At 45.7% G+C, this 20,808-nt stretch carries 16 protein-coding genes; 5 read left to right on the plus strand and 11 right to left on the minus strand.

Going from position 1 to position 20,808, the window contains the following annotated elements; all coding sequences use genetic code 11:
* Nucleotides 1-25: 25 nt before the first annotated feature.
* The 3 genes from IMY23_RS06385 to IMY23_RS06395 form a co-directional block, all read right to left on the minus strand.
* Nucleotides 26-853, minus strand: coding sequence for a HEPN domain-containing protein (locus tag IMY23_RS06385; protein WP_192821284.1), 828 nt, complete (start codon nt 851-853; stop codon nt 26-28).
* Between the two features lie 77 nt (nt 854-930).
* Nucleotides 931-1,197 carry a hypothetical protein gene (locus IMY23_RS06390; protein WP_192821285.1) on the minus strand — a complete coding sequence of 89 codons (267 nt, stop codon included), beginning with the start codon at nt 1,195-1,197 and terminating at the stop codon, nt 931-933.
* On the minus strand, nt 1,175-1,828 hold the full coding sequence (locus IMY23_RS06395) for a hypothetical protein (protein WP_192821286.1): 654 nt from the start codon (nt 1,826-1,828) through the stop codon (nt 1,175-1,177). The genes IMY23_RS06390 and IMY23_RS06395 overlap by 23 nt, the downstream gene beginning before the upstream one ends.
* A gap of 131 nt (nt 1,829-1,959) precedes the next feature.
* On the opposite strand from IMY23_RS06395, the gene IMY23_RS06400 reads away from it, so the two are divergent.
* Complete coding sequence (locus tag IMY23_RS06400; protein WP_192821287.1) at nt 1,960-2,355, plus strand: helix-turn-helix domain-containing protein; 396 nt, start codon at nt 1,960-1,962, stop codon at nt 2,353-2,355.
* Between the two features lie 217 nt (nt 2,356-2,572).
* Here IMY23_RS06400 and IMY23_RS06405 read toward each other — a convergent pair whose 3' ends face one another.
* The 5 genes from IMY23_RS06405 to IMY23_RS06425 all read right to left on the minus strand — a co-directional run bounded on the left by IMY23_RS06405 (nt 2,573) and on the right by IMY23_RS06425 (nt 6,902).
* Nucleotides 2,573-4,024: an RNA-binding domain-containing protein gene (locus IMY23_RS06405; RefSeq protein ID WP_192821288.1), complete on the minus strand. Its 1,452-nt coding sequence runs from the start codon at nt 4,022-4,024 to the stop codon at nt 2,573-2,575.
* Nucleotides 4,025-4,157: 133 nt separating this feature from the next.
* Nucleotides 4,158-5,123 (minus strand): hypothetical protein, encoded by a 966-nt coding sequence (locus IMY23_RS06410; RefSeq protein WP_192821289.1) that lies wholly within the window; start codon nt 5,121-5,123, stop codon nt 4,158-4,160.
* Nucleotides 5,124-5,440: 317 nt separating this feature from the next.
* On the minus strand, nt 5,441-5,773 hold the full coding sequence (locus tag IMY23_RS06415; RefSeq protein WP_192821290.1) for a hypothetical protein: 333 nt from the start codon (nt 5,771-5,773) through the stop codon (nt 5,441-5,443).
* Between the two features lie 15 nt (nt 5,774-5,788).
* The gene (locus IMY23_RS06420; RefSeq protein WP_192821291.1) at nt 5,789-6,109 is read right to left on the minus strand and encodes a hypothetical protein; all 321 of its coding nucleotides are present in this window, start codon (nt 6,107-6,109) and stop codon (nt 5,789-5,791) included.
* Nucleotides 6,110-6,191: 82 nt separating this feature from the next.
* Nucleotides 6,192-6,902 carry a DUF2321 domain-containing protein gene (locus IMY23_RS06425; RefSeq protein WP_192821292.1) on the minus strand — a complete coding sequence of 237 codons (711 nt, stop codon included), beginning with the start codon at nt 6,900-6,902 and terminating at the stop codon, nt 6,192-6,194.
* Between the two features lie 597 nt (nt 6,903-7,499).
* Here IMY23_RS06425 and IMY23_RS06430 point away from each other — a divergent pair.
* Nucleotides 7,500-8,270, plus strand: a complete 771-nt coding sequence (locus IMY23_RS06430) for an IS5 family transposase (RefSeq protein WP_192821293.1) — start codon at nt 7,500-7,502, stop codon at nt 8,268-8,270.
* 318 nt (nt 8,271-8,588) lie between these two features.
* Here IMY23_RS06430 and IMY23_RS06435 read toward each other — a convergent pair whose 3' ends face one another.
* Nucleotides 8,589-11,810: a CARDB domain-containing protein gene (locus IMY23_RS06435; protein WP_192821294.1), complete on the minus strand. Its 3,222-nt coding sequence runs from the start codon at nt 11,808-11,810 to the stop codon at nt 8,589-8,591.
* Between the two features lie 296 nt (nt 11,811-12,106).
* On the opposite strand from IMY23_RS06435, the gene IMY23_RS06440 reads away from it, so the two are divergent.
* Complete coding sequence (locus IMY23_RS06440) at nt 12,107-12,754, plus strand: SIMPL domain-containing protein (RefSeq protein WP_192821295.1); 648 nt, start codon at nt 12,107-12,109, stop codon at nt 12,752-12,754.
* A 141-nt stretch (nt 12,755-12,895) separates the two neighbouring features.
* Here the strand turns inward: IMY23_RS06440 and IMY23_RS06445 are convergent, their stop codons facing one another.
* A complete protein-coding gene (locus IMY23_RS06445) occupies nt 12,896-14,188 on the minus strand; it encodes a DUF5690 family protein (RefSeq protein ID WP_192821296.1) in 1,293 nt (430 codons plus the stop codon).
* 160 nt (nt 14,189-14,348) lie between these two features.
* Entirely contained in the window at nt 14,349-16,553 is a 2,205-nt protein-coding gene (locus tag IMY23_RS06450) for an acylase (protein WP_192821297.1), read from the minus strand.
* A gap of 318 nt (nt 16,554-16,871) precedes the next feature.
* Between IMY23_RS06450 and IMY23_RS06455 the strand changes: the two genes are divergently transcribed.
* Nucleotides 16,872-17,600 (plus strand): pseudouridine synthase, encoded by a 729-nt coding sequence (locus IMY23_RS06455; protein WP_370589834.1) that lies wholly within the window; start codon nt 16,872-16,874, stop codon nt 17,598-17,600.
* A gap of 507 nt (nt 17,601-18,107) precedes the next feature.
* Nucleotides 18,108-20,684, plus strand: coding sequence for a PAS domain S-box protein (locus tag IMY23_RS06460; protein WP_192821298.1), 2,577 nt, complete (start codon nt 18,108-18,110; stop codon nt 20,682-20,684).
* The last annotated feature ends 124 nt before the right edge of the window (nt 20,685-20,808 follow it).

Here is a 20,808-nt window from a genome sequence, read left to right on the forward strand (position 1 = left end):
AGGTTGTATCAAGGCAGCAAATAACCTAGGTAAAGAAGCTTTTCACCTTCCCGTCAAACACCTGCCGCGTTACCCCAAGCAACTTCCCTACCCGCTCGAACAGAAGCTCACGTACATTCGGACTGATACTGTACCCTGGCTCGTACCGGGCTTTCAGGTAGGCATCCTCCAGTTGGTGCACCAGTTGCTTTTCTGCGGGGGTGTCTCGGGGAAAGACGGAATATAGCTGTGGGGTACAGCGTCTGCTATGCTTGATGAGGGCTTTGATGGAGTGGGTATGAGGCGCTTTGTCCATCAGCGAGTGCAGTATCGCCCGGTAGGCCATCTCGGCTGCCTGGTGCAGCAGAAAAATCCCGATAACCTCATGTGCACAGCTTTGGGCACTGACATAAAAGGCCAGGGCCTTGCCGTAGCTTTCCTCAAACTTCAGGGTGGCCTGCTCCCTCAGGGCCTGCAAAAGGTGCTGGGGCGTAACAGGCAATGGGCTATCCCCACTATTATATACCAGCCTGTTTGGTGTGCAAGAAAGTGAATAATGGATATGCCCCTGCGCTAGTGCCGCGCTGACGGCGTCTGAGCGGTGGAGCGAGCAGACAACCTGGTGGCTACGCAGGTTGGAGAACTCCACCAGCCCCTGGTGCTCGGCGAAAAGGATGTGGCTCCTGCAGGGCACCACCACCAGCAGGTCTACATACCCAGTGGCTCCTGCCCCATCTAAGGTGGGATGGTTGAGCAGAAAAATCTTCTCGGGCTGCACTGTCTCTGCCAGAAAAGCGATAATCTCCCGCACTACACCCGTAAGGACAGAGCGGGTATGGTCACAGAGTCCCAGTGATTCAACCTTGCCTGCCATAATTTTGTATAAAAGGCCGTTAAGATGCAGTAGGGTGCTATTAAGAGTGGCATTAGGACTGCGGCCTGAGCCGGTTTCTACTCAAACTCTTCGTCCGCTTTATGCCAGCCCTGGGTGTCTCTTTGCGCTGTATCCAATACCTCAGTGAGCTTGCAGAGGTCAGACATCATGATAGGGAATCTGTGTGGCAGCCCTGTTTTGTTATACATGAGGTAATCTAGCAATAACACGCGCAGGGTTCGGTTTAACCGGCCCGGCGGAACCTCTTCCAGAAAGGTCAGAAAATCCTGGCGCAAATCTGGCGAGAGTGCTTTGACTACCTTAGGCGGTTGCTGATTCTTCATGGTGTACGCCTGTTAGTATTACTTGCTCTTTCCCTTCTAGGCTGGCGCTCATGCAATAGGCCATCTCCAACAGTTTCTCCAACAGCTCGTAATGCACGAGCAGGTTGTGGTTCTCCGTTTCCTCGAAAAGGCTCGCCCGGCGCAGGGCGTACTCCGTCCAATCGTCTAACAAAGCTTTCCAGCCTGACAGGGGCATGGCGTTGAAGAATACTTTCATCACCAGGTATGGGTTCTCCATTTCCCGTAACCGGAGCAGCCGGATACGGCCACCATGCGCTGCCTGAAGCTGTTCCCGTTCCCCCTGCACCTGCCTTTGGTCTTGCCACCACTCCTCCGATGCGGGCGCAAAGGACGGTAGAGTCACCTGGCCGTCCCTTGCTTCTTTCTCCCTTAGCAGCAGCCAGCAGGCCTCCATCAGTCTTTCCAGCATTTTCTGCAGGAAAGGGGCGTCTCCGGGCTGGGGCAGCATGGGCCAACCCAGTCTGGTAGTGGCTGCTTTCAGGTATTGCCACAAATCCAGACGAAGATTCTCCAGGGAGCTGATGCTGAACAACAGAAAGATAACCAAGACAGGTTCTTCCCGCTCCTCTTCCGACAGGTGAATAATCCCATCAAGCATGTTTGTTTTCACAGGGTGCATAGGCTTGCCTCTTTAGTTTACTTGAATATGGCGCTTTGCCTCCGTGTACCGAACCCATACCGCGGGTATTCTACCAGCAGCGGTGTTTTTCTTACTCACCTGAAAACCCTATATTTGGCACTATGGAAACGACTATGAAACCAGCACATATTGGCCGTAAGATCAGCCGCATCCGGGAACTGCGAGGCATTAAGCAGGAAGTCCTGGCCCAGGAGCTGGGCGTGAGCCAGCAGACAGTGTCCCGGATGGAAGCCAGCGAAACGGTGGAGGAAGATATACTGGCGAAAGTGGCTAAGATTTTAGGCGTTCAGCCTGAAGCCATTAAGAACTTTAGCGAAGAGGCGGTTTTTAATATTATCGGTAATACTTACCACGACAGCTCCACCTCATTACATTATCAGTGTACTTTCAATCCAATTGATAAAATTGTTGCCCTTTATGATGAAAAGATTGCTTTGTTGGAGCGACTTTTAGAGAGTGAGAGGGAGAAAACAGAGTTTTTGAAGGGACGAAACTAAACCAGACTAAGCTCTTAAACTAAATGACTCTGCACTTTCAGTGCAGAGTCATTTAGTACATTAATTTTTCTTTATTAAATTGCACTTTATAATTTTAATTATTATTTATCACATAACCATCACATAAGAAATCGCTGTTTTTAAGCATTTTAAGCAGTTTTTAACTTGATTCCGATCTACCTATCACATAACCATCACATAAGAGCTATTTTAGTGACTACGCCCAGAATGGAAGATACCTAGCATGCTTCCTCGATTTATTTTCTGGATCATAATCCTTAATAAGTCCAGCTTGTTTAGTATCATCAATAATCCGAGAAGCAGTTGAATAGTTATGGCTTTCAATAGCAAATCTTTCTCTAAGAGTCTGATTTGTCATTCTTTCATTAGATACATACTTCAAACAAGAATGTTGATAACAGGCCCTAATTTTATCTGTTTTATCCATCTCATTTAATGTTTGATAAGCATATAGAGTCACTTTAGTATTCTTTATAAGGCCTTGAAAATTTGGGGCTGGCAATTGGAATAGCTCAGCCTGAGCAACTACCTTGTCAATTCCACTCCCTTTTTCCTCGCAGATGCCTACTCTCCGCATAAAAGATGCGAGTGCCTCATTACGAGACTGATATTCATCAATAAACCTATCTGTGGTTATAATAGGTGTACCAGGATTGGTAATTTCTATTCTGTCAATATAAATTTCAACTATTGGACCAGACCCCGTTTCATGAAAGTCTTGATGGATCAAAGCATTTGCTACAAGTTCCCTAATAGCAATTTCAGGATACATCCTTACTGTCTCTCTGAAAGCCTTTCCTACCTCTTCATTTGATGGTAGTTTGTCGTTTATATAATCTATTAACCCAAGGAAACCGGACGCATATCCTTTTACACCAGGTTGATCTTTAAGAGTGTTGAGCTTGTTCTTGCCCTCATATTGGATAACTCTAATAGCCTTTCTAGCTAACCTATCAAAATCCTGTAGGGATTTTGCAAATAGAATTGCACCTAAATTAGTAATGTTAAAATAATTGCCATCTTTTACAACAAACTTGTCGGATAGAAGCTTTTTTAAAATAGCATCTCTTGTTGAAGGGAGAGGTAAGTTTAAAAGATCAAAATAGGTTTGAACATCAAGAAGCCGGACAACATCTTCGCCAGAAATCGTTTTTGTTGCCAAACCTTGCTCGAACTGGTTATTAATTTCCTTTCTCCAGATTTTTTTCTCCTTTTCAGGGAAATCTCTAAGTTTTCTTGTAACACTCCCAATCCTGATATATGAAATATGCTGGAACTGAACAGGCCTGTCTATAGCCGCAGGAATTTCAAAGATGGCGATTGATTTACCGTCAAAATCGAATTCATAAATCCTAAAATCAATTCTAGGATTAAGCCGCTGCGCGATCCAATGTTCGATTAGTTCATTACCCCTTTTCTCTCTAGTTGGAGTAAAGGAAGTTCCAACAATCGAATGATCGTTATCATTAACGCCGTAGACCAGGTACCCATATGACTGATTATGAATACTGGCGCTATTAGAAATAGCAGAGAGCCTTTCTCCGACAGATTCCGGATCACCATTGTTTTCTTTGAATTCAACCCATTCGTTTTCATTAGGCAGATCCGTTAGTTTAACTAATAATCTGTAGAGGTCATCAACATCCATATTGAAGCAAAGCGATTTTAGCTATTTTCTAAAGCCAAAGGTTAATTCAAAGTTAGAAATTTTTATTCTCCTCAATTTAGATTTAAAAAGCCTCGCAGCGTGGGCAAGGCTATTTACAGAACAGAAACTCTAATCATTCTTTTTTAGATTCTTCGGAGACTTTATAAAGGTAGGATTCCTTTAGTTCCTTTTCGCTAATCTGCCAAGATTGCTTATACGCAGGCCAAAACTCTTTAACAATTGCAAGTGATGCGGCATTTAACTCATTAATAAACTCCCCATCGTTTATCAATATTAATCTTGATTTGGTATCTAAGTATGAAAATAAAATCCTGAATTCTTCAGATTTATCCTCTGCTAACCTTAAAGCCTTACGGAATACCTCAAGATGATTCTCAATCCCAGTGTTTGCAAAATAACGTATTGCTGCAATTCTAATATGTAGGATATAGTATTGGTTCACTGCATCTGAAAAGAACTCAGTGGAGAACCGATTCTCACAATTTGAAATCGCATATGCAATGCTGGTTTTAGTATCCACATCAATGGAAGGGTCCTTCAACATACTAATTAAATCGAATATTTGAGTATCTGAAAATCCCAGGTGTTGTGTAAGTTGGAAGAAATTTACCGCGTTTGTTCGTAAACCATAATTTGGCCCTTTTAAATCTGAAATAGCTTTTTCAATTTGTTGTTGACGGTTATTGGTTAGGTATTTTTCCAGTCTTTTATCTAAATAACCCTCCAAGTCCTTTAATTCTTTTTGGTATGGTCTGATTCCAAAAAAATAGACTGCCAACGGAGCCAATAATCCTCCTATTGTAAATACCAATGTAACAATTGAATAAACAGTTCCAAATCCTCCAAGTAGTGAGCTTTGATTGGAAATTGTTTCCGAGGCTTGTTCTAATCTCTCTTCAAGTACCGTATTTTTCCACTCTTGTTTTTCTGAATTGGCTTTGAGTTCAAATCTCAAAGACTTAATAGTATCTAGAAGTGCATTATTTGATGGCTGGGATCCTCTAGCCCTGGAAGACTGACTGTAACTAATAACTGAAACAGAAATGAATAGCAATAAAAGGAGTAAGTGTTTTCTCATATTCTCTATATACACACTACCGTTTTCAACTCTGGAGACGGGCTGGCTGAAATCGATTTGAACAAGCTTTCCCCTCTTTTTTTTGTTCTTAAAAAATTAAGCCTCAAAAAATATCTCATAACCATCAAAAAAACACTTCAAACCCTCTCTGAGCCTGCCAACTGTTTTTCTCCATTTTCCTCTTTGATTTTTTGCCATTATTTCTTCTCATCTTCCTCAAGCTCTTTTATAAACAACTGTCTCAAAAGGCCAGCCAATCTTATTCCCATCTTTTCTGCAAGGACTTTCCCTTAACAGATTCAGAATGAAGTTTAGTCCTAGATTGGTGTTTCAAAACTGGAAATCTTTTCATCGATTTTCTCAAGGAACCTTGGCATATCTTTACCAAACCACTGAAGTTGTTTGAATTCATCAAATTTAAATGTTCTTGTTTGCCAATGAACATTCGGCCCTCCAGTTAGCAGTTCTAAAGCCTCTGCATGTTGTTTTATATATGCAATAGCTAGATGAATGTTAGCTTCTGCATCTCTAAGTCCTCTATCCCGTTTAGTATTGTTGCTGCCGGTTTTATACATCGAATAGGCTTCAGAGAACTCAGAAACTATATTAACCAACCGCGTATTCAGGGTTTGCCATTCTTCTTTAGTCATTGTGCTAGTTTATTACTACTCTCTCTCGATGGAGGAATATTTTGTTGCGAAGTTAACAAAGATGATTTCACAGAACCGCCCCAAATAATACCCCTCGAAATCTTTAACTTCTGCTTTTTCTTTCTTGAATTTCAGGACCTCGACGCTAAGGTGCTTTTTTTCAGAATTAGCCAATAATTGGATTACACCCTTCTCCCCCCATTGTTTAGTGTGTTTTAAATATTTAGTGTCTTCATCCTCGTGAATAGCCCATGTGTTGAGGCTTTTATCCTCTATTAAGGCAATAATATCTTTCTTTAGCTTATTTGGCGCAGCCGTTTTGAAAAGTAGTTTCATTTTGGTCGGTGTTAGTTGTTTAAGCAAGGTAAATAATTTACTTGGCACTTATTGCTTACCTAAGTTGACTTTGGCAAGAAGGTCAAGAGAGAAAAAAACCGGTCAAAACGGGTTCCCATGTACTCCAAACTTGGGAAAGATCACTTGCTGCTCCCAATGTTCCCAAGCCAAAGCTAATAAGAGGCTGCAAAACCGATTTTGGCAATCGTTCATTTTCGGGTATTATCGCTTGCTCGCTCAAAACGGTCAACTGCTCTAAATACTTCTTTTTCTCATTTTCAACTAACGCACTTGACCTCTCAATGGCATTTGACAGAGCTTTTAAGGCTTCAGCAACTCCTTCTTCTCCAGCCTTGGAAAGTTTTTGGGAATTTGAGATTACATTGTCTACCATTGAACCAAGGTTGATGACGTTCCCGTGGCCTTGTACAGTAACTTCTATAGATTTCAATGCAGCCAACCTACTCTGCTGCTTTTCTTCCTCCGCTCTCCGCTTGTTTGCAGCTATGTATTCTTCGTCTGCTTTCTTTCTTTGCTCGTACCATGGGAATTTCTGTCCGCATACGTCGCATATTTTTGGTGCGACAGGCCCGAAGCCGCCCAGAATAGCTATATTTGAATGAATCACATCACCGGGAATCAGAGCCCTGCATTCTGGATTCTGACAATTTGTGATGGTACGCTCCTCGCAGCTAATACAGTAATTTTTCCTTGAATGTGGGTTGGAATTGTACCTAGCAGTCGATACATGGCCATTTAGGCAGACCTGCATTACATCGTGGTAAGAACTCATGTATTTGAAGTAAAGTTGGGATAGTATGCTTTAAGCAAGGTAAATAAAGATTTTCATTTGGCTCGAAGTTTCCTTGACCTTAAAAACCAAGATTCTTTTTAATCCACTGCAGAGAAGGTCTGCGTTGAAAGTGAAAGAGTGCTTTTGATACTAGAAAAAGGCTGCCCTTTTATTTAAAATAGTTTGGTTTAAAAGTGCCTGGCAAATAATATTAAATCTTCGATTTACAACCCATACTATTTTATAGCTGTAACTATTAAATACCTTTGAAGCTACAAGAAAGAATTTCAAGCGCTTCTATGAATTGGTTCGAGAATTGTATCCTAGGGACTACTAAAAAAGCCACTTCATGAAAATGGAGTGGCTTTTTTATTTTGTTATGTTGCAATCTTTATATAACCGAAGCCAAAGGCTTACTCGTGCATCAATTCCGCTCCCTCTCCGTTATTACCGTAACAACACACTTATATATCCTTTTGTAATCGTATCTAAAGGAATCAAAATACCTATTTAAGTTTAAGAGCATGTTTAAATTTTGGAAAGGGATAAAAAAAGCGAGTCAGCCCGTAAGCATTAATTGACCAAACTTCGGTGCTTATGGAATCCCAGTACAGGAAATTGACTGACTCGCAATGGGAGGCGATGAAGTCATCGCTGCCCACTGATAGGAAACGTCTGCACAGCCTTCGGGTTATAGCGGACACCATATTTTACGTGCTTCGCGTGGGATGCCAGTGGCGGAACCTGCCGCAGGGGTGTTTCCCCAAGTGGCAGCTGGTGTACTACTACTTCCGCCTATGGAAGTCGGACGGCACGCTGGAGAGGCTTAACTGGGCCCTGAACATGCGGGAGCGGAGAAGGCAGGGCAAGGCGGACTCGCCCAGCATGGTCAGCATTGACAGCCAGTCGGTTAAGGCAGGCCCGTTCATCTCACAGGAGACAGGCGTGGACGGCAACAAGAAGGTCAACGGGCGGAAGCGGCACGTGGTCACCGACACGCTAGGCCTGGTGTGGGGCGTGGTGGTGCACGGGGCCAACAGGGCGGACGGGGCCCTGGCCCGCAGGGTGGTGGAGCCGATGAAGGGCTACCTGCACCGCATGGAGAAGATACTGGCCGACGCCGCCTACCAGAAGGGCTTCATGGCCTGGGTGGAGGAAAGTTTGCTGGGCGTGGAGTTGGAGGTGTCATCCAAGCCGCCGGGAACGGAGGGTTTCGCCCCTGTGAGGTGGAGGTGGGTCACGGAGCGGGCCTTCGGCATGTTCTCCTTCTTCAGCAGGCTCGACAAAGACCACGAGAAAACGACCGAAAGCGCCGAAAGTTGGGTGCTTTGGCAGAACTGCCAAGTTATTCTCAATCGTTTGGGCTGATAACCAGAAAGTTAAAATTTAAACAAGCACTAAATTGTTTTATCATTCGCAAGCTAAACACCTTAAATAATTTAAGACTTAAACTTACAATACCCACTTTTTCATATAAATAGCTGTTCAAGTCTAACTAATAATTAAAATTCCCCGAACAAAACTGCGCGGGGAATCTTATTATTAAATATAAAATTTATAAGAAATTTGGATATGTAAATAACAGGATTAAGTTTAAACAAAATAATGGGTGGAGTCTATAATAAAGAATCTGAGGAGCGACAAATTGCTCTAGTTAGCTAGTTAAATCGCTCCTCAGGTTTATCTCTACTGTACTAGTAATCTGGCTTGAAAGCTTAAGTCCCCTGATGATATTCTCACTAAGTATAAACCTGGCTTTAACCCACTGGTAGGTACGGAACTCTGCAATACCCCGCCAGTATGTGTAAGCCTACCGGTGTGTATATTTTTACCCGTTAGATCAAAAACATTTACTGAGTAAGCACCTTCAACTGCATCTCCAAGGGAAACCATCACTTCAGTTCCAAGAATAACCGGGTTAGGGTGAACAGAAAGCTTAAACTCATTACTGATTGTGGTACCGGCTATCTTAATTGGATTCTCCTCTTCATCAATTGACGCAGCCGCAAATGTTTGCCCTATAACGGTGAAAGGCTGAGACTCAGTACCAATAACTTTGGGCGATGTGCTTACCACCCGAACTTTATAACCGTTACCAGATGGAATATTAGCTGGAATACGCGCGTAAATAGGGTTACGTGTAGCATATGCTCCTATGATAACGGCATTACTGAAAGAGCCGGATGCATCAGAGAGTTCAACTTGGAATTCATTAACATAGCGCTCGTAGGTACCTGTCTTGGTATAAGGCACTGCAAACGAAATGCCAACTCTTTGGACAGAAGAGGCTAATACACCTGTTGTGATGGTGTTGGACTCTACGCCTACTACGGTGAAAGGTTGAGACTCAGTACCAATGATATAAGGCGAAGTGCTTACCACGCGTACTCTGTAGCCCGTTCCTGATGGCGTACCGGCAGGAACCCTGGCATGGATAGGGTTTCTAACTGCGTATGCTCCAATGACTACCGGGTTTAAAAAAGAGCCTTGCGCATCCGAAAGCTCCACACGGAATTCATTCACATAGCGCTCGTAAGCCCCCGTCTTGGTGTATGGTACAGCGAAGGATATCCCCGTCCGAATGGAGGTGACAGCAAGAGCGCCTGTTGTGATAGTGTATGGCTCTGGAGTTGGGGTAATAGGACCAGCATTACTATTAACAATTCTCTCTACTTCAAAGAAATTAAGATTATTGTTTTCTGATTGCTCTAAAATATTTTTATCAGCATCTGCTACAACTAATACAGTATATGATCCTAATGTTGAACTTTCTGGCAGGATAATCTCTGTACCACTAATGGAATGTGTTGCTTCACATGGCAATGATTCAGCATTAATTGTGATAGTTTTCAAAAGCTTATCTGAAGGATCTAACTGCCTATCATCAGATAGATAAAATTTTAACTGGCTATTAATTTTAGCTGAACTTCCATTATTCTTTATCCCAATATTAGTTTTAAATTTATTGGTAGTAGTAGTTAATTTTTCAGATGGAGCTATAACCTGTAAATCAGGATTTGATTGAATATTAACCTTAATTCCAGATGAATTATAATTATTGGTTTCATTAGTTTCAATGATTGTGTTATCACCAAAATCAGGATAATATCCATCTATTTTTGCAAAAAGGAACTTCTGCCCTTCAACACCACAAGTGGAAAAATCTAAACTAACTGAACCACTATAAACTTCACCTGATGCCAATGCTGGAATTTTGACAAACTGCTGATTTGAGTTAGTACCAGAAAATAATCTAGCATCTGTAGATGGGCTAAAATTATCATCATTAGAAACAAATACATCTAAATAGATTACACTAACTGGTCCCTGTCCTTGATTTTTAACAACAAAATTAATTGTAGTGCTTTCGTAGGCGGCAGGGGATAAATTACTGATGGAAAAATTTTGCAATACTAAGTCTGGATCTTTAGAAACAACTAATACATCTGAAGCTAAATTATTTTCTTCATTAATTTCGTCTAGTTGAGAAGTACCATCAACTTTAGCTATAACCCTATAGGTTCCTAAATTAAGGGAAGAAGGAACGGTAAGAGTGCTATTAAATACAGTAGTAACGCTGCAGCTAAGTCCAGCAGTAAAGGAAGAAGATCCTAGTACTTGGTCGTTAGCATCAATATTGCCATCTGCAGAAAGATAATAGGTAATAACATTTGTACCATTAAATCCCCCCCCGGTATTAAACACGGTTGACTCTACAGTAAAATCCTGTCCTGCATCTACAGTTTTCACATTTTTTATTTTAAGTAACATCTGCAGGTCGGGTTTTTCACCAACTAATGAAAACTGGTCTGAAGCTATAGTATTAGAAATATCGTTTAATTTAATTGCAGTGCTGCCATAGTATGACTTGGAATTAACTTCAACAAATAAACTGTTTGCACCATAATTAACACAAGAGATTGGCAGTGTTTTACTAATGCTTTTCCTTTGCCCTAGAATCAATCCATCCTCTTCATCTGTTGCAATAAGAATTTTTCCATTTAAATAGTTATCTGCCAAATATTCTATATAATATTCACCTAAGGCACCTTCTCCTGTATTAACTACATCAAAATTCACTGTAACTGTGCCATTTTCCTTATTGGTGTTGACAATTACAAAATTTTCAATTTTTAAACCAGCATTTTTAGTTATAAATATTGGAACAACTGCCAAATTATTTGTTTCAGATCCTTCATAGACATGGTTTTCTGGATCAAGTTGAAAAATCAAATAACGCTGACCTAATAAAGCCATATTATTAGGAATTTTAACTGGATCTAAGCCAACAAAAGGGGTTTTTAATAATTCATTTTCTAAATTTTTCAAACCCTTTTTTTTATCAATTCCATTTTCAGGAATTGAGATGTTAATATCTTCTGCATCTAAAATTTCATCCGAAGAAATAAACACTTTGTAATTTACATTATCAGCAAAACTAGCACAACTCGAGGCATTAATAATTTTAGATGTAGCCTTAAAGGGCAATTCTTCATTAATTGAGATTGTAGAGTGTTCAGCTATAATATCTTTGAACTGTAAATCAGGCGGGCAAGTTAGATTTAAAGCTTGTACGTTAGATGAAGCTTTTCCGCTATTATTCATTGATACAACCTTGAAATAATAAACGGTATTCTTCACAAGGCCACTAGCTATGTAGGATGTCGTGTTTGCATCAACAATAGATACTAATGTATCTCGGTCAAATTCTGATCTAACGGACCTGTAAACTTTGAAATTAGTCTCGTCTGAAGAATTGTCTACCCAGTTCAAACTTACTTCTGTTTCTGAGATAGAAGTAAGCATAAGATTAGATGGGGCTAAAGGCTTTATATTCTCTTGCCCAACGGCGTGGAACCTTATTAGCAATAAAATTGCCAATAGTTTAAAGAGTAATTTTTGTTTCATGATGATTTTAAATTAAAGGGCTTAAAGTATGGGGTAAATTTACTTCATGAAAAACCTTAGTCAAATACCTACTTTTAGGTATTTTCTTTAAAAAATCTAAATATTTGTTAATTAACTTTTAGATTTTTAATCCATCCTTAATAATAAAAGCGTAATAATCATATTTCTGCATATTCATAAAGTCAGATAATTATATTCGCATTCAAATAAATGCGGCATTTTACAAGAAGTAGGGAACTGCCACCTATTTAAGTAGTAATTTTTTTTGTTTTTTTTATAACGACTATACCGCAGCTATGGAAAGAAAACTTACAATCTCCGGCAAGGGGCAGGTGGCGGTGTCGCCTGACATTATTGTGATCTCGTTCAACGCCGAGGCGCGAGCCTGGGAATACAGTAAAACTGTGGCTGAGTTGAACCAGAAAGTGGAGAACCTGCGGGCCTTGGTGGAGCGCGTGGGCGTGGACCGGAAACAGGTCAAGACCAAGGATTTCAGCATCCAGAAATCCACCAACTGGAACAAGAAACTGGAGAAGCATGAGTTCAACGGGTTCAAGGCTACCCATGCCCTGGAGTTGGAGTTGCCCCTGGAGCGCGACCTGATCAACACGCTGCTGGCCAAGGTGAGCAAGGAGGTGGAAAGCCTGGACTTCCGCATCGCGTTTGGGGTGAAAGACGCGCGGGAGGCCCAGCAGCGGGCCATTCTGGAGGCCATTGCCAAAGCCAAGGAAAACGCCGCGCTCATTGCCCAGGCCACCGGCGTGCAGCTCCAGGAGATCCTGGACATTGACTTCTCTTACCGCGAGATCACGCTCCGCTCCAAGCGCCACGACTACCCGCTCTACGAAGCCGACGCCATGACCCTGTATGAGCCCACCCTGGACTTTGAACCCGATGACATTGACCTCAACGAAACCGTGACCATTGTCTGGCGCATCGCCTAAACCCTTGAATTTTCCGTTTTAGGGCTCATTTTCAGAAATGAAGCCAAAAACGGAAATGCTCCATAGACCTTAGCGGTTTATGAAGCATTTTTTGTGGTGCTTTATTAAAAAGGAGTGTCAAAGAAGAAGCCAGAATTCAGCTTAAACAACCGCCGCTTGCACTGGCCGTGCTTCAAACTGCTGGTACTTCCTCCTGAAATACAACATGGAGAAAATGGTCAGCAACACACCAATGGCGGAAAGGCCAATCACGCTGTTGGAGAAAAACGTGACCCAATTGAGCTGCACTTTCAGAATTTCCTTGCTGAACAACACGCCCACGCTGCCCACATAGCCAAACGAATCTGCCAGGTAAATCAAAAAACCCACGTTGCCTGTGTACTTGAAGCTGGAAATAAGGCGGTCAAAAAACACCGCGTTAAACGGAATGTAGACCATGTACAAACCCAGGCCCACCAACATCATCCACCAGGCGGGTTCCAGAGAATCTGAAAGGAACAGCAAAGTGGAACCGCCCGCCAGCACAAAGCCCAGCAATATGAACACATGGGCGGTCTGCAGGGCGCGGTGGTTGTTTTTGATCAGGACCATGGAGCCGATCAAGACCAGAATAATCAAGGTGATGGGCGTCTCTGTCTGGGTAAAAAGGGCGGGTTGGTTAAAGTAGCCCAGTTCCTTCCACATCTCGGCCCCAAAGTTATCACGGATGTCCCTGAAAATAGTAGCGAAGGCATAAATGACCACGCAGGCCACAATGCCGGCATAGAATTCCTTCACAAAGTTCTTTCGGTCTTGAGGGGTCATGGCGGTGCGTTCAGCACGCAGTTGCACGTCCTGGGCATTGGGAGGCGGAATTTTCTCCATCAAATACACAAACAGCACCAGCGGCGGCACAAACACCGCACCGGTGCAAAACGGCATCCAGAACTCAGACACCCCAAACTGCACCATGAGCCACGCCCCCACTGACTTCACAAACCCCGACGCAAAAATGAAGCTCACCGCCAGCGTGGCGCCAATGAAATCAGTGCTGCGCCGGCCTTCCACGTACGAGAACACCACGCCCCACAGCATGCCCAGCGGAAACCCGTTGATAAACAGAAATACAATGTTGTACGGCATGGGCACCACCGCGAAGAACAGCCAACTCGCCCATGCAATGCCGGTCAACAGCAAAATCACCGCGCCCCTACCCGTGCGCTTGAGCTCAGAGATGTACTTAATGCCGTAGAATTTCGCCAGCAGGTAGCCCAGCATCTGGCTGATCACCAATATGGTTTTGTAACTGTAGCCCGCCACTTCCAGCCCGTCAAAAGTGGCCACCGTGAACGATTTCCGGAACCCGAAAATCATGATATAGGTCAAAAACACCACCACGGCGGCGTACAAGCCCACTTTAATCTGGCTGCGGGACATTTCAGTTTTCTCAGGCATCGGGGGTTTTAGGGTTTAGGAAGTGTTAGTTTAAATCGATTTTCTAGACTGGCTTGGCCTGCCAGATATTTGCTTGGGAAGTGGCGAGAATTTCCGTTTTAGGGCTCATTTTCAGAAATGAAGCAGAAAACGAAAAACCTCCAACCAAGAAGTTTGAAGGCTAGCGCTCGCCGGGTTTGTAGGTGCGTTTGGCGCGTTTCATGACGTCTTCTCTGTAAAAGGCCACGTCTTTGAACTGCACATCAGTGTAGCGTTGGGCCTGGTCATTGAAGTGTGGCGAGGCGGGGTTTCCGCTTTGGCCGCCGGCCAAGATGGATTTTGCTTTCACTTTGTCGCCAAACTCCACCACGGCCACAAAGCTGTTGCCCAGCGTTCCGTACAGTTTTTTGGTGTTGAAAGCGCTGGACCCATAAGACGCCAAAGCGCCCCAATTGCCAGATGCCATGCCTACCGGCAAGCTGGGCTGGGCATCATTAAACGGCTGCTTAATGTCGCCGGTGAGGCGTTGGAAACGGTTAATCTCTCCCCAGGGCGTGCGCCATTGCCCGAAATCTGCCTCTAATTGGTCTAGCGCCTGCTTGAAAATGCTGAGTCGTTCTTTGGCAGGGGCCGTGTTGGCGTAATAGGCAAAGCGCTCCATCACGTTCATGGCGCGCGGGGCGCTTCCGCTTTTCAACAAATGCGTGGCGTAGAAATGCGCCAAAGACATGCCCACAGATTCCTTAGACACCGCAAAATTCCAGGCGCGCAGCACGTCCACGGCTTCTTTGAGCCTCGGGTCACTTGGTTTTTCTGCATCATAGGCTTTCACCAAACCCGGTATCAAGACTTCAAAGCCAGGCAAATACGGGTCATAGGCCAGGTCAATCAGTTTATTAAGCGTGAGATTATTGGCGTTTTTGAGCAGCCTTATGGCGTGGATTCCTCTGAAGTTCTCGGGCGAAGGTGCCATGTACGAGGGGTAATCCTGTGGTTTGGGACTGTACTCGCCCGCGCTGGTGAAAGGCGTGGAATTGCAGTTCTGGATCCAGCCGTTGGGCGGGTTGATCACCCGTATGGTTTCCTCCAGCGGATGAATGCCGTTCCAGTCGGTTTTGGGGTTGCTGCCGTCCACGGGTTTGCTGTAGTCAAAGGCCGGGTCACGGCGCGGGAAGAAGTTGCCGTGGTAATAGGCAATGGTGCCGTCAGCGTCTGCATACACGGTGCCGTTGGAGGAGTTGGTGCGCAACTGCATCATCTGGTTGAATTCCTTGAAATTGCCTTGCTTGGTGCGCGTGTAGGACTGAATCAGGGCTTCAGAAGGTTTCCACATCAAGGCCGTGGCCACCCATTTGTCGCCGTTTTGGTGCGTGATGGGGCCGTGGTGGGTGCGGTACGTGGGGAAGGTTTTCTTCTTGAGTTCGTTGCCAGCTTTGTAGGTTAATGTCACCTGACCCACCGTTACGGGTCGTTTCTCAGTGCCGTAACGGTAGAAATACTGGCCGTTTTCTTGCACAATGGTTTCCTCAAATTCATCTACCACATCTGTGTACGCCGAGGTATGCATCCAGCCGGTTTTCTCGTTGAAGCCCTGGTAAATGAAGAACTGGCCCCAGGTCACGGCGCCGTAGGCATTCAGGCCTTCCTCGCTCACGGCATGCACCTCGCCCCTGAAAAAGAAAGACGTATGCGGATTAATCAGCAACATGGCCTTGCCCGAGGCGGTGCGTTTACCGGAAATTGCGAAGCCGTTGGAACCCTGCGGCTCAGCCAGCAGCGCAGGCTTTACCAGACCACTTCCTTTAGGGGCCACGTAGCCCAGTTTGCCCTTATTTTCATAAAATGCTTTAATGCGATTGGTACTCACGCTTTCAATGTCGCCGCCAATAGAGCCTTCTGAGAAATACATGGGCATCCAGGGTTCAAAGCGGGTGAGCAGTTTAGGGTTAACCTCGGGGTGGGTGTGCAGGTAATAATTAATGCCATCGGCGAAAGCCTGGCACAGCGTTTTGAGCCAGGCGGGACTCTGTTCATATTGCTGCATGGCTTCTTGCTGGGTCATGTACAGTCTCGCGCGCAAATCACTGTACAATTGCTCCTCCCCTTCCACCTCGGCCAGGCGGCCAATGGCCCACAGATAATTGCGCTCCACACGGTTGAAATCGTCTTCGCACTGCGCGTACAGCAACCCGAACACCGCATCGGCGTCTGTCTTGCCATAGATGTGCGGCACGCCAAAATCATCTCTGATAATGGTCACGCGGTTGGCCTGTTCTTTCCAGCGCTGCGCCTCTTGGGTAGACGATGCCTTCTCAGTGGTGGAGCAGGAAAATAGCAGGGAAATAAACAGCACAAGCAGCGCCGATCGGTTTCTGGTTGGGTTCATAGGGCAGGAATAGGAATCCCAAGTTAATCGGAAATGTTAGAATTGCCTACATTCCGCCCACCCACGCAGTGGTCAGGAATTTTTGGTGCGGGATGGTGTAAGTGCCGCGCGCGAAAGGTGGAAGTTTTTAACCTTTCCGTTTTCGGGCTCATTTCTGGAAATGAAGCCGAAAACGGAAAGATTTTCAACGGAAGCGCCTGCCTGTCTAACTTTGACGCTAAGAACTGTTCAGGACGATAAAACTTTAAGACTCTGCCGCAACTTTCTTAATGCCAACTTCCCCCAAAATCTCTGTAATTTGCGAGCTTACTTCTGAATGTGGAGCTGGAAATACTTTATGAAGACGCGCAGTACGTGGCCATCAACAAACCCAACGGGCTGTTGGTGCACCGCACGCGCATGGCTGAGGAGCAAAAGGAATTCGCCCTGCAACTGCTGCGCGACCAACTGGGAATCAAAGTTTTTCCGTTGCACCGGTTAGACCGCGGCACCTCGGGCGTTTTGCTGTTCGCGAAATCTGCGGAAGCGGCGGCGCCTTTGGTACAAGCCTTCACTGACCGCCAGCCCGACAAAACCTACGTGGCCGTGGTGCGCGGCTATGCGCCCGAGGCGGGCACCGTGGACAGCCCCATCAGGCCAGACCGAGACAACGGACTCAAAGAACCGCAGGACGCCGTCACGCATTTTTCAAGATTGGCCACCGTGGAACTTCCCATTGCCGTGGGGCGCTACCAAACCGCGCGTTACAGCCTGGTGAAAGTGAAACCAGAGACCGGCCGTATGCACCAGATCAGAAAGCATTTCGCGCATCTTCGGCACTACATTATAGGCGATAAAAAACACGGCGACTGGCGGCACAACCTCATGTTCCTGGAGCAATTGCAGAGCCCTACCATGCTGTTGCACGCCGCGTCTTTGATCTTTGAGCACCCGTTTACGCAGCAGCAAATTAAGATCACAGCTCCATTGCCGGAAAACATGAAGCAAATCTGCCAGCAATTCGGATGGCCGGCTTCACTTGAAACTATTTTGGGTTCAGAAGCATAAAGCGCTAAATTACAGGAAGCATATTTCGCTTGAACAAATTTCCGTTTTCGGGCTCATTTCTGAAAATGAAGCCAAAAATGTTCGTAGCACTTCCCTAAAAACGGAAAGTTCACACAGCTTTAAATGATACTAATAGTTGCTTCGCTGGAATGCTGATTTCTGCACGCTTTTATCAGCAAATCATCTTACTTTCTTCACTTGGTTTTCTCTTCAGGCTTCTATTCTTATTCTGAAAACCAAGCAGAAGATGATTGCCTAACTCACCAGATTGAAGCGCACGCCTTCAATAGATTTCAAATTTAAATTTCAACTTAACCAACGCATTCCCCAGAAGTTTTTATATTGAATGACCATTCCCCTACTTCTTAAGAAAAGAACTTGAAGTGTCACGTGTAGTTAGGCAAAAACGGAGAGCAGGCTGTTAAAAAATTTGATTTAATAGCGTGACCCATAAGCTTGGCGGGGAACGGCAAATAAAAAGAATGGGCGCTAAGGGCGTTCAGTTTTATGGACAAACCTGGGGAATACAGCACTGACGGCATATTTGCCAAAATGATCAAGAATTCATTGGACCTGCACTGCATTGTCAGTGCGACCGGTGCCCTCTTGTTCGCCAGCCATGCCTGCCACCGCGTCTTGGGCCATGCCCCGGAAGACGTGGAGGGCCGTTCCTTTACTGAGTTTGTGAGCCCGTGTGACGTGGCTGCTGTCACCAGCGCCATGCTGCCCAAGGAAATAAACCAGGAAAGTCAGTTTGAAACCTCGCACCTTCACAAAAACGGCAAGACGGTGCAGATTGAGTGGTCAATGGTGTGGTCTGCCGAGGACCAGGTTTTCTTTTTGGTAGGCCGCGATGTGACGGAGCGCAACAACACCCGACTCCTGCTCCAGCAGCGCGAAGAACTGCATTCTGCCCTGGTAGAACAAGGCGCCGACATGCTGGCGCTCATGAACTCCGAAGGAACTTACACCTACATTGGCGGCTCCACCACGCGGCTGCTGGGCTATGCCCCGGAAGAAATGGTGGGCAAAAGCGCCCTTGAATTTATTCACCCAGATGACCTGGCGTTTTTGCAGGAAAAACTGATGCAAGTGCTAGACCAGGAGGAGTTTCTGCGCATCTCCGGGTTCAGGTTTAAGGCCAAAGACGGTTCCTGGCGCTGGATTGACACCACTGCCAGCAACCAGCTGCACAACCCCAGCATACAGGCCCTGGTCATCAGCTCCAGAGACATCTCAGACCAGATGATCAACAACATCAGGCTGCAGGAAAACGAACAGAAGTACCACAACCTCTTTGAGAAAAACCCAGACGCGGTGTTCCATACCAGCCCCGCCGGCACGGTCACCGAAGTGAACTCCGCCTTTGAGAAAGTGCTCGGTTTTACCAGAGAGCAGGTGTTGGGTCAACCCTTCGCTTCTTTTCTGCCCGCAGAGACGGGGCAGTTGGCGCAGCGGTATTTCACAGAGGCATTGCAGGGCGGCACGCTTCGGTTTGACCTGGAGACTGTGGACCATGAAGGCAAGGAGAAAATTCTGGATACCACCATGTACCCCATCTTCTTGAACGGGAGCATTATTGGGGTAGAGACCATTTCCAAAGACATTACCGCCATGGTGCGGGCGTACGGCACCATTCAGAAACAGGCCCAGCGACTCAACACCGTGCTGGAAAGTATCACAGACGCCTTCTTCACCCTAGACCATCAGATGCGTTTCACGCTCATCAACAGTGAATGCGCCCGGCTCCTGCAGATTGACAAAGACAGATGCATGGGAAAACACATGGCCCACTGCTGCCCAGAGGAAATGGAAGGCGAATTTTTTCAGAAATACCAGGAAGTGTTGCGCACGGGCAAATCTCTGGCGTTTGAGACGTATCTCCAGCACCGGGGCGTGTGGCTGGGCGTGAAAATGTTCCCCTCAGAAGACGGCCTCACCGTATATATGCTGGACATCACTGACCGGGTCAATTACCAACGCGAACTTAAAATGCTGTCTCTGGTGGCCAGCAAAACAATCAATGGCGTGGTGATCATGAACGGGAACCGTGAAATTGAGTGGGTCAATGAAGGCTTCACCAACATGAACCAGTACACCCTGGAAGAAGTCTTGGGCAAGCGCCCCAGCGATTTCCTGCAAGGGCCCAACACGAGTCCGGTGGCCTCCAACCAACAATTGGAGAATTATAAATCGGGCGCCACCTTCTCCCAGGAACTTTTAAACTACCGGAAAGACGGCACTGAGTTCTGGGTCAGGATCAACGTGACGCCCGTGCAAGACGCGGCCGGAAATATAATTAGGTATATTGCCCTGCAAACCGACATCTCCGCCCAGAAAAAGGCCGATGAAAGCCAGGCGCGCCTCACCCAGGAACTCTACCTCCAGAACCAAAACCTGCAGCAGTTCACCTATATTGTGTCACATAACCTGCGCGCACCGGTGGCCAACGCCATTGGCCTGGCCGGCTTGCTCAACGTGCTGGACCGCTCCTCAGAGAATTTCAACAAAGCCCTGGCCAACCTGGACAGCAGCGTGCAGGCCATAGACGCCGTTTTGAAAGACCTGAGCATTATATTGTCGGTGGGGTTTAGCAAAGGAGCCGTAGGCCAGGAACCTGTGCCGCTGGCGCCGCTGGTATGGGAAGCCACCCAAACCCTGCTGGAGCAATTAGAAGCCTTTGGAGGAGAAATTCACGTGGAGATTTCAGACGAAAGCCAGGTGCTGGGCAACCGGGCCTACCTGTTCAGTGTGTTCCATAACCTTATTTCCAACGCCATCAAGTACCGGTCACAAGAAAGGCTCCTGAAAATTACAGTGAGAATTTTATCAGAATCTGAATGGGTAGTGGTATCGGTCAAAGACAACGGCTCAGGGTTTGACGAAGACAAAGCGGCCGGCAAGGTGTTCAAGCTTTACAAACGGTTTCACCGCAACGTGGAGGGGCGTGGCCTGGGCCTGTTTCTGGTCAAAACCCAGATTGAGGCCATGGGCGGCGAAATTAAGGTCAGCAGCCAACTGGGCGTGGGCACCCGCTTTCTCATCCACCTAAAGCCTGCTTCCCAAAGCGCTTTCAGGAATTAAGTGTGTTTTTGTTGAAGGCCGGTCACCAGGCTAGTGCTTCTGTCACTTCCTGTTTTTAGGCTCATTTATGAAAATGAGCCTAAAAACAGGAAGTGGCAACTCTTTTTTTAGCGCGGAAACCCCA

Source organism: Rufibacter sp. LB8 (assembly GCF_014876185.1).
Lineage (GTDB): Bacteria > Bacteroidota > Bacteroidia > Cytophagales > Hymenobacteraceae > Nibribacter.

Excerpts from the sequence above, each read along its gene's own strand:
- IMY23_RS06415 (WP_192821290.1), bottom strand. The coding sequence starts at position 5,773 with ATGACTAAAGAAGAATGGCAAACCCTGAATACGCGGTTGGTTAATATA.
- IMY23_RS06410 (WP_192821289.1), bottom strand. The coding sequence starts at position 5,123 with ATGAGAAAACACTTACTCCTTTTATTGCTATTCATTTCTGTTTCAGTT.
- IMY23_RS06400 (WP_192821287.1), top strand. The coding sequence starts at position 1,960 with ATGGAAACGACTATGAAACCAGCACATATTGGCCGTAAGATCAGCCGC.
- IMY23_RS06460 (WP_192821298.1), top strand. The coding sequence starts at position 18,108 with ATGGACAAACCTGGGGAATACAGCACTGACGGCATATTTGCCAAAATG.
- IMY23_RS06420 (WP_192821291.1), bottom strand. The coding sequence starts at position 6,109 with ATGAAACTACTTTTCAAAACGGCTGCGCCAAATAAGCTAAAGAAAGAT.
- IMY23_RS06445 (WP_192821296.1), bottom strand. The coding sequence starts at position 14,188 with ATGCCTGAGAAAACTGAAATGTCCCGCAGCCAGATTAAAGTGGGCTTG.
- IMY23_RS06390 (WP_192821285.1), bottom strand. The coding sequence starts at position 1,197 with ATGAAGAATCAGCAACCGCCTAAGGTAGTCAAAGCACTCTCGCCAGAT.
- IMY23_RS06405 (WP_192821288.1), bottom strand. The coding sequence starts at position 4,024 with ATGGATGTTGATGACCTCTACAGATTATTAGTTAAACTAACGGATCTG.
- IMY23_RS06435 (WP_192821294.1), bottom strand. The coding sequence starts at position 11,810 with ATGAAACAAAAATTACTCTTTAAACTATTGGCAATTTTATTGCTAATA.
- IMY23_RS06450 (WP_192821297.1), bottom strand. The coding sequence starts at position 16,553 with ATGAACCCAACCAGAAACCGATCGGCGCTGCTTGTGCTGTTTATTTCC.
- IMY23_RS06385 (WP_192821284.1), bottom strand. The coding sequence starts at position 853 with ATGGCAGGCAAGGTTGAATCACTGGGACTCTGTGACCATACCCGCTCT.
- IMY23_RS06430 (WP_192821293.1), top strand. The coding sequence starts at position 7,500 with ATGGAATCCCAGTACAGGAAATTGACTGACTCGCAATGGGAGGCGATG.
- IMY23_RS06440 (WP_192821295.1), top strand. The coding sequence starts at position 12,107 with ATGGAAAGAAAACTTACAATCTCCGGCAAGGGGCAGGTGGCGGTGTCG.
- IMY23_RS06425 (WP_192821292.1), bottom strand. The coding sequence starts at position 6,902 with ATGAGTTCTTACCACGATGTAATGCAGGTCTGCCTAAATGGCCATGTA.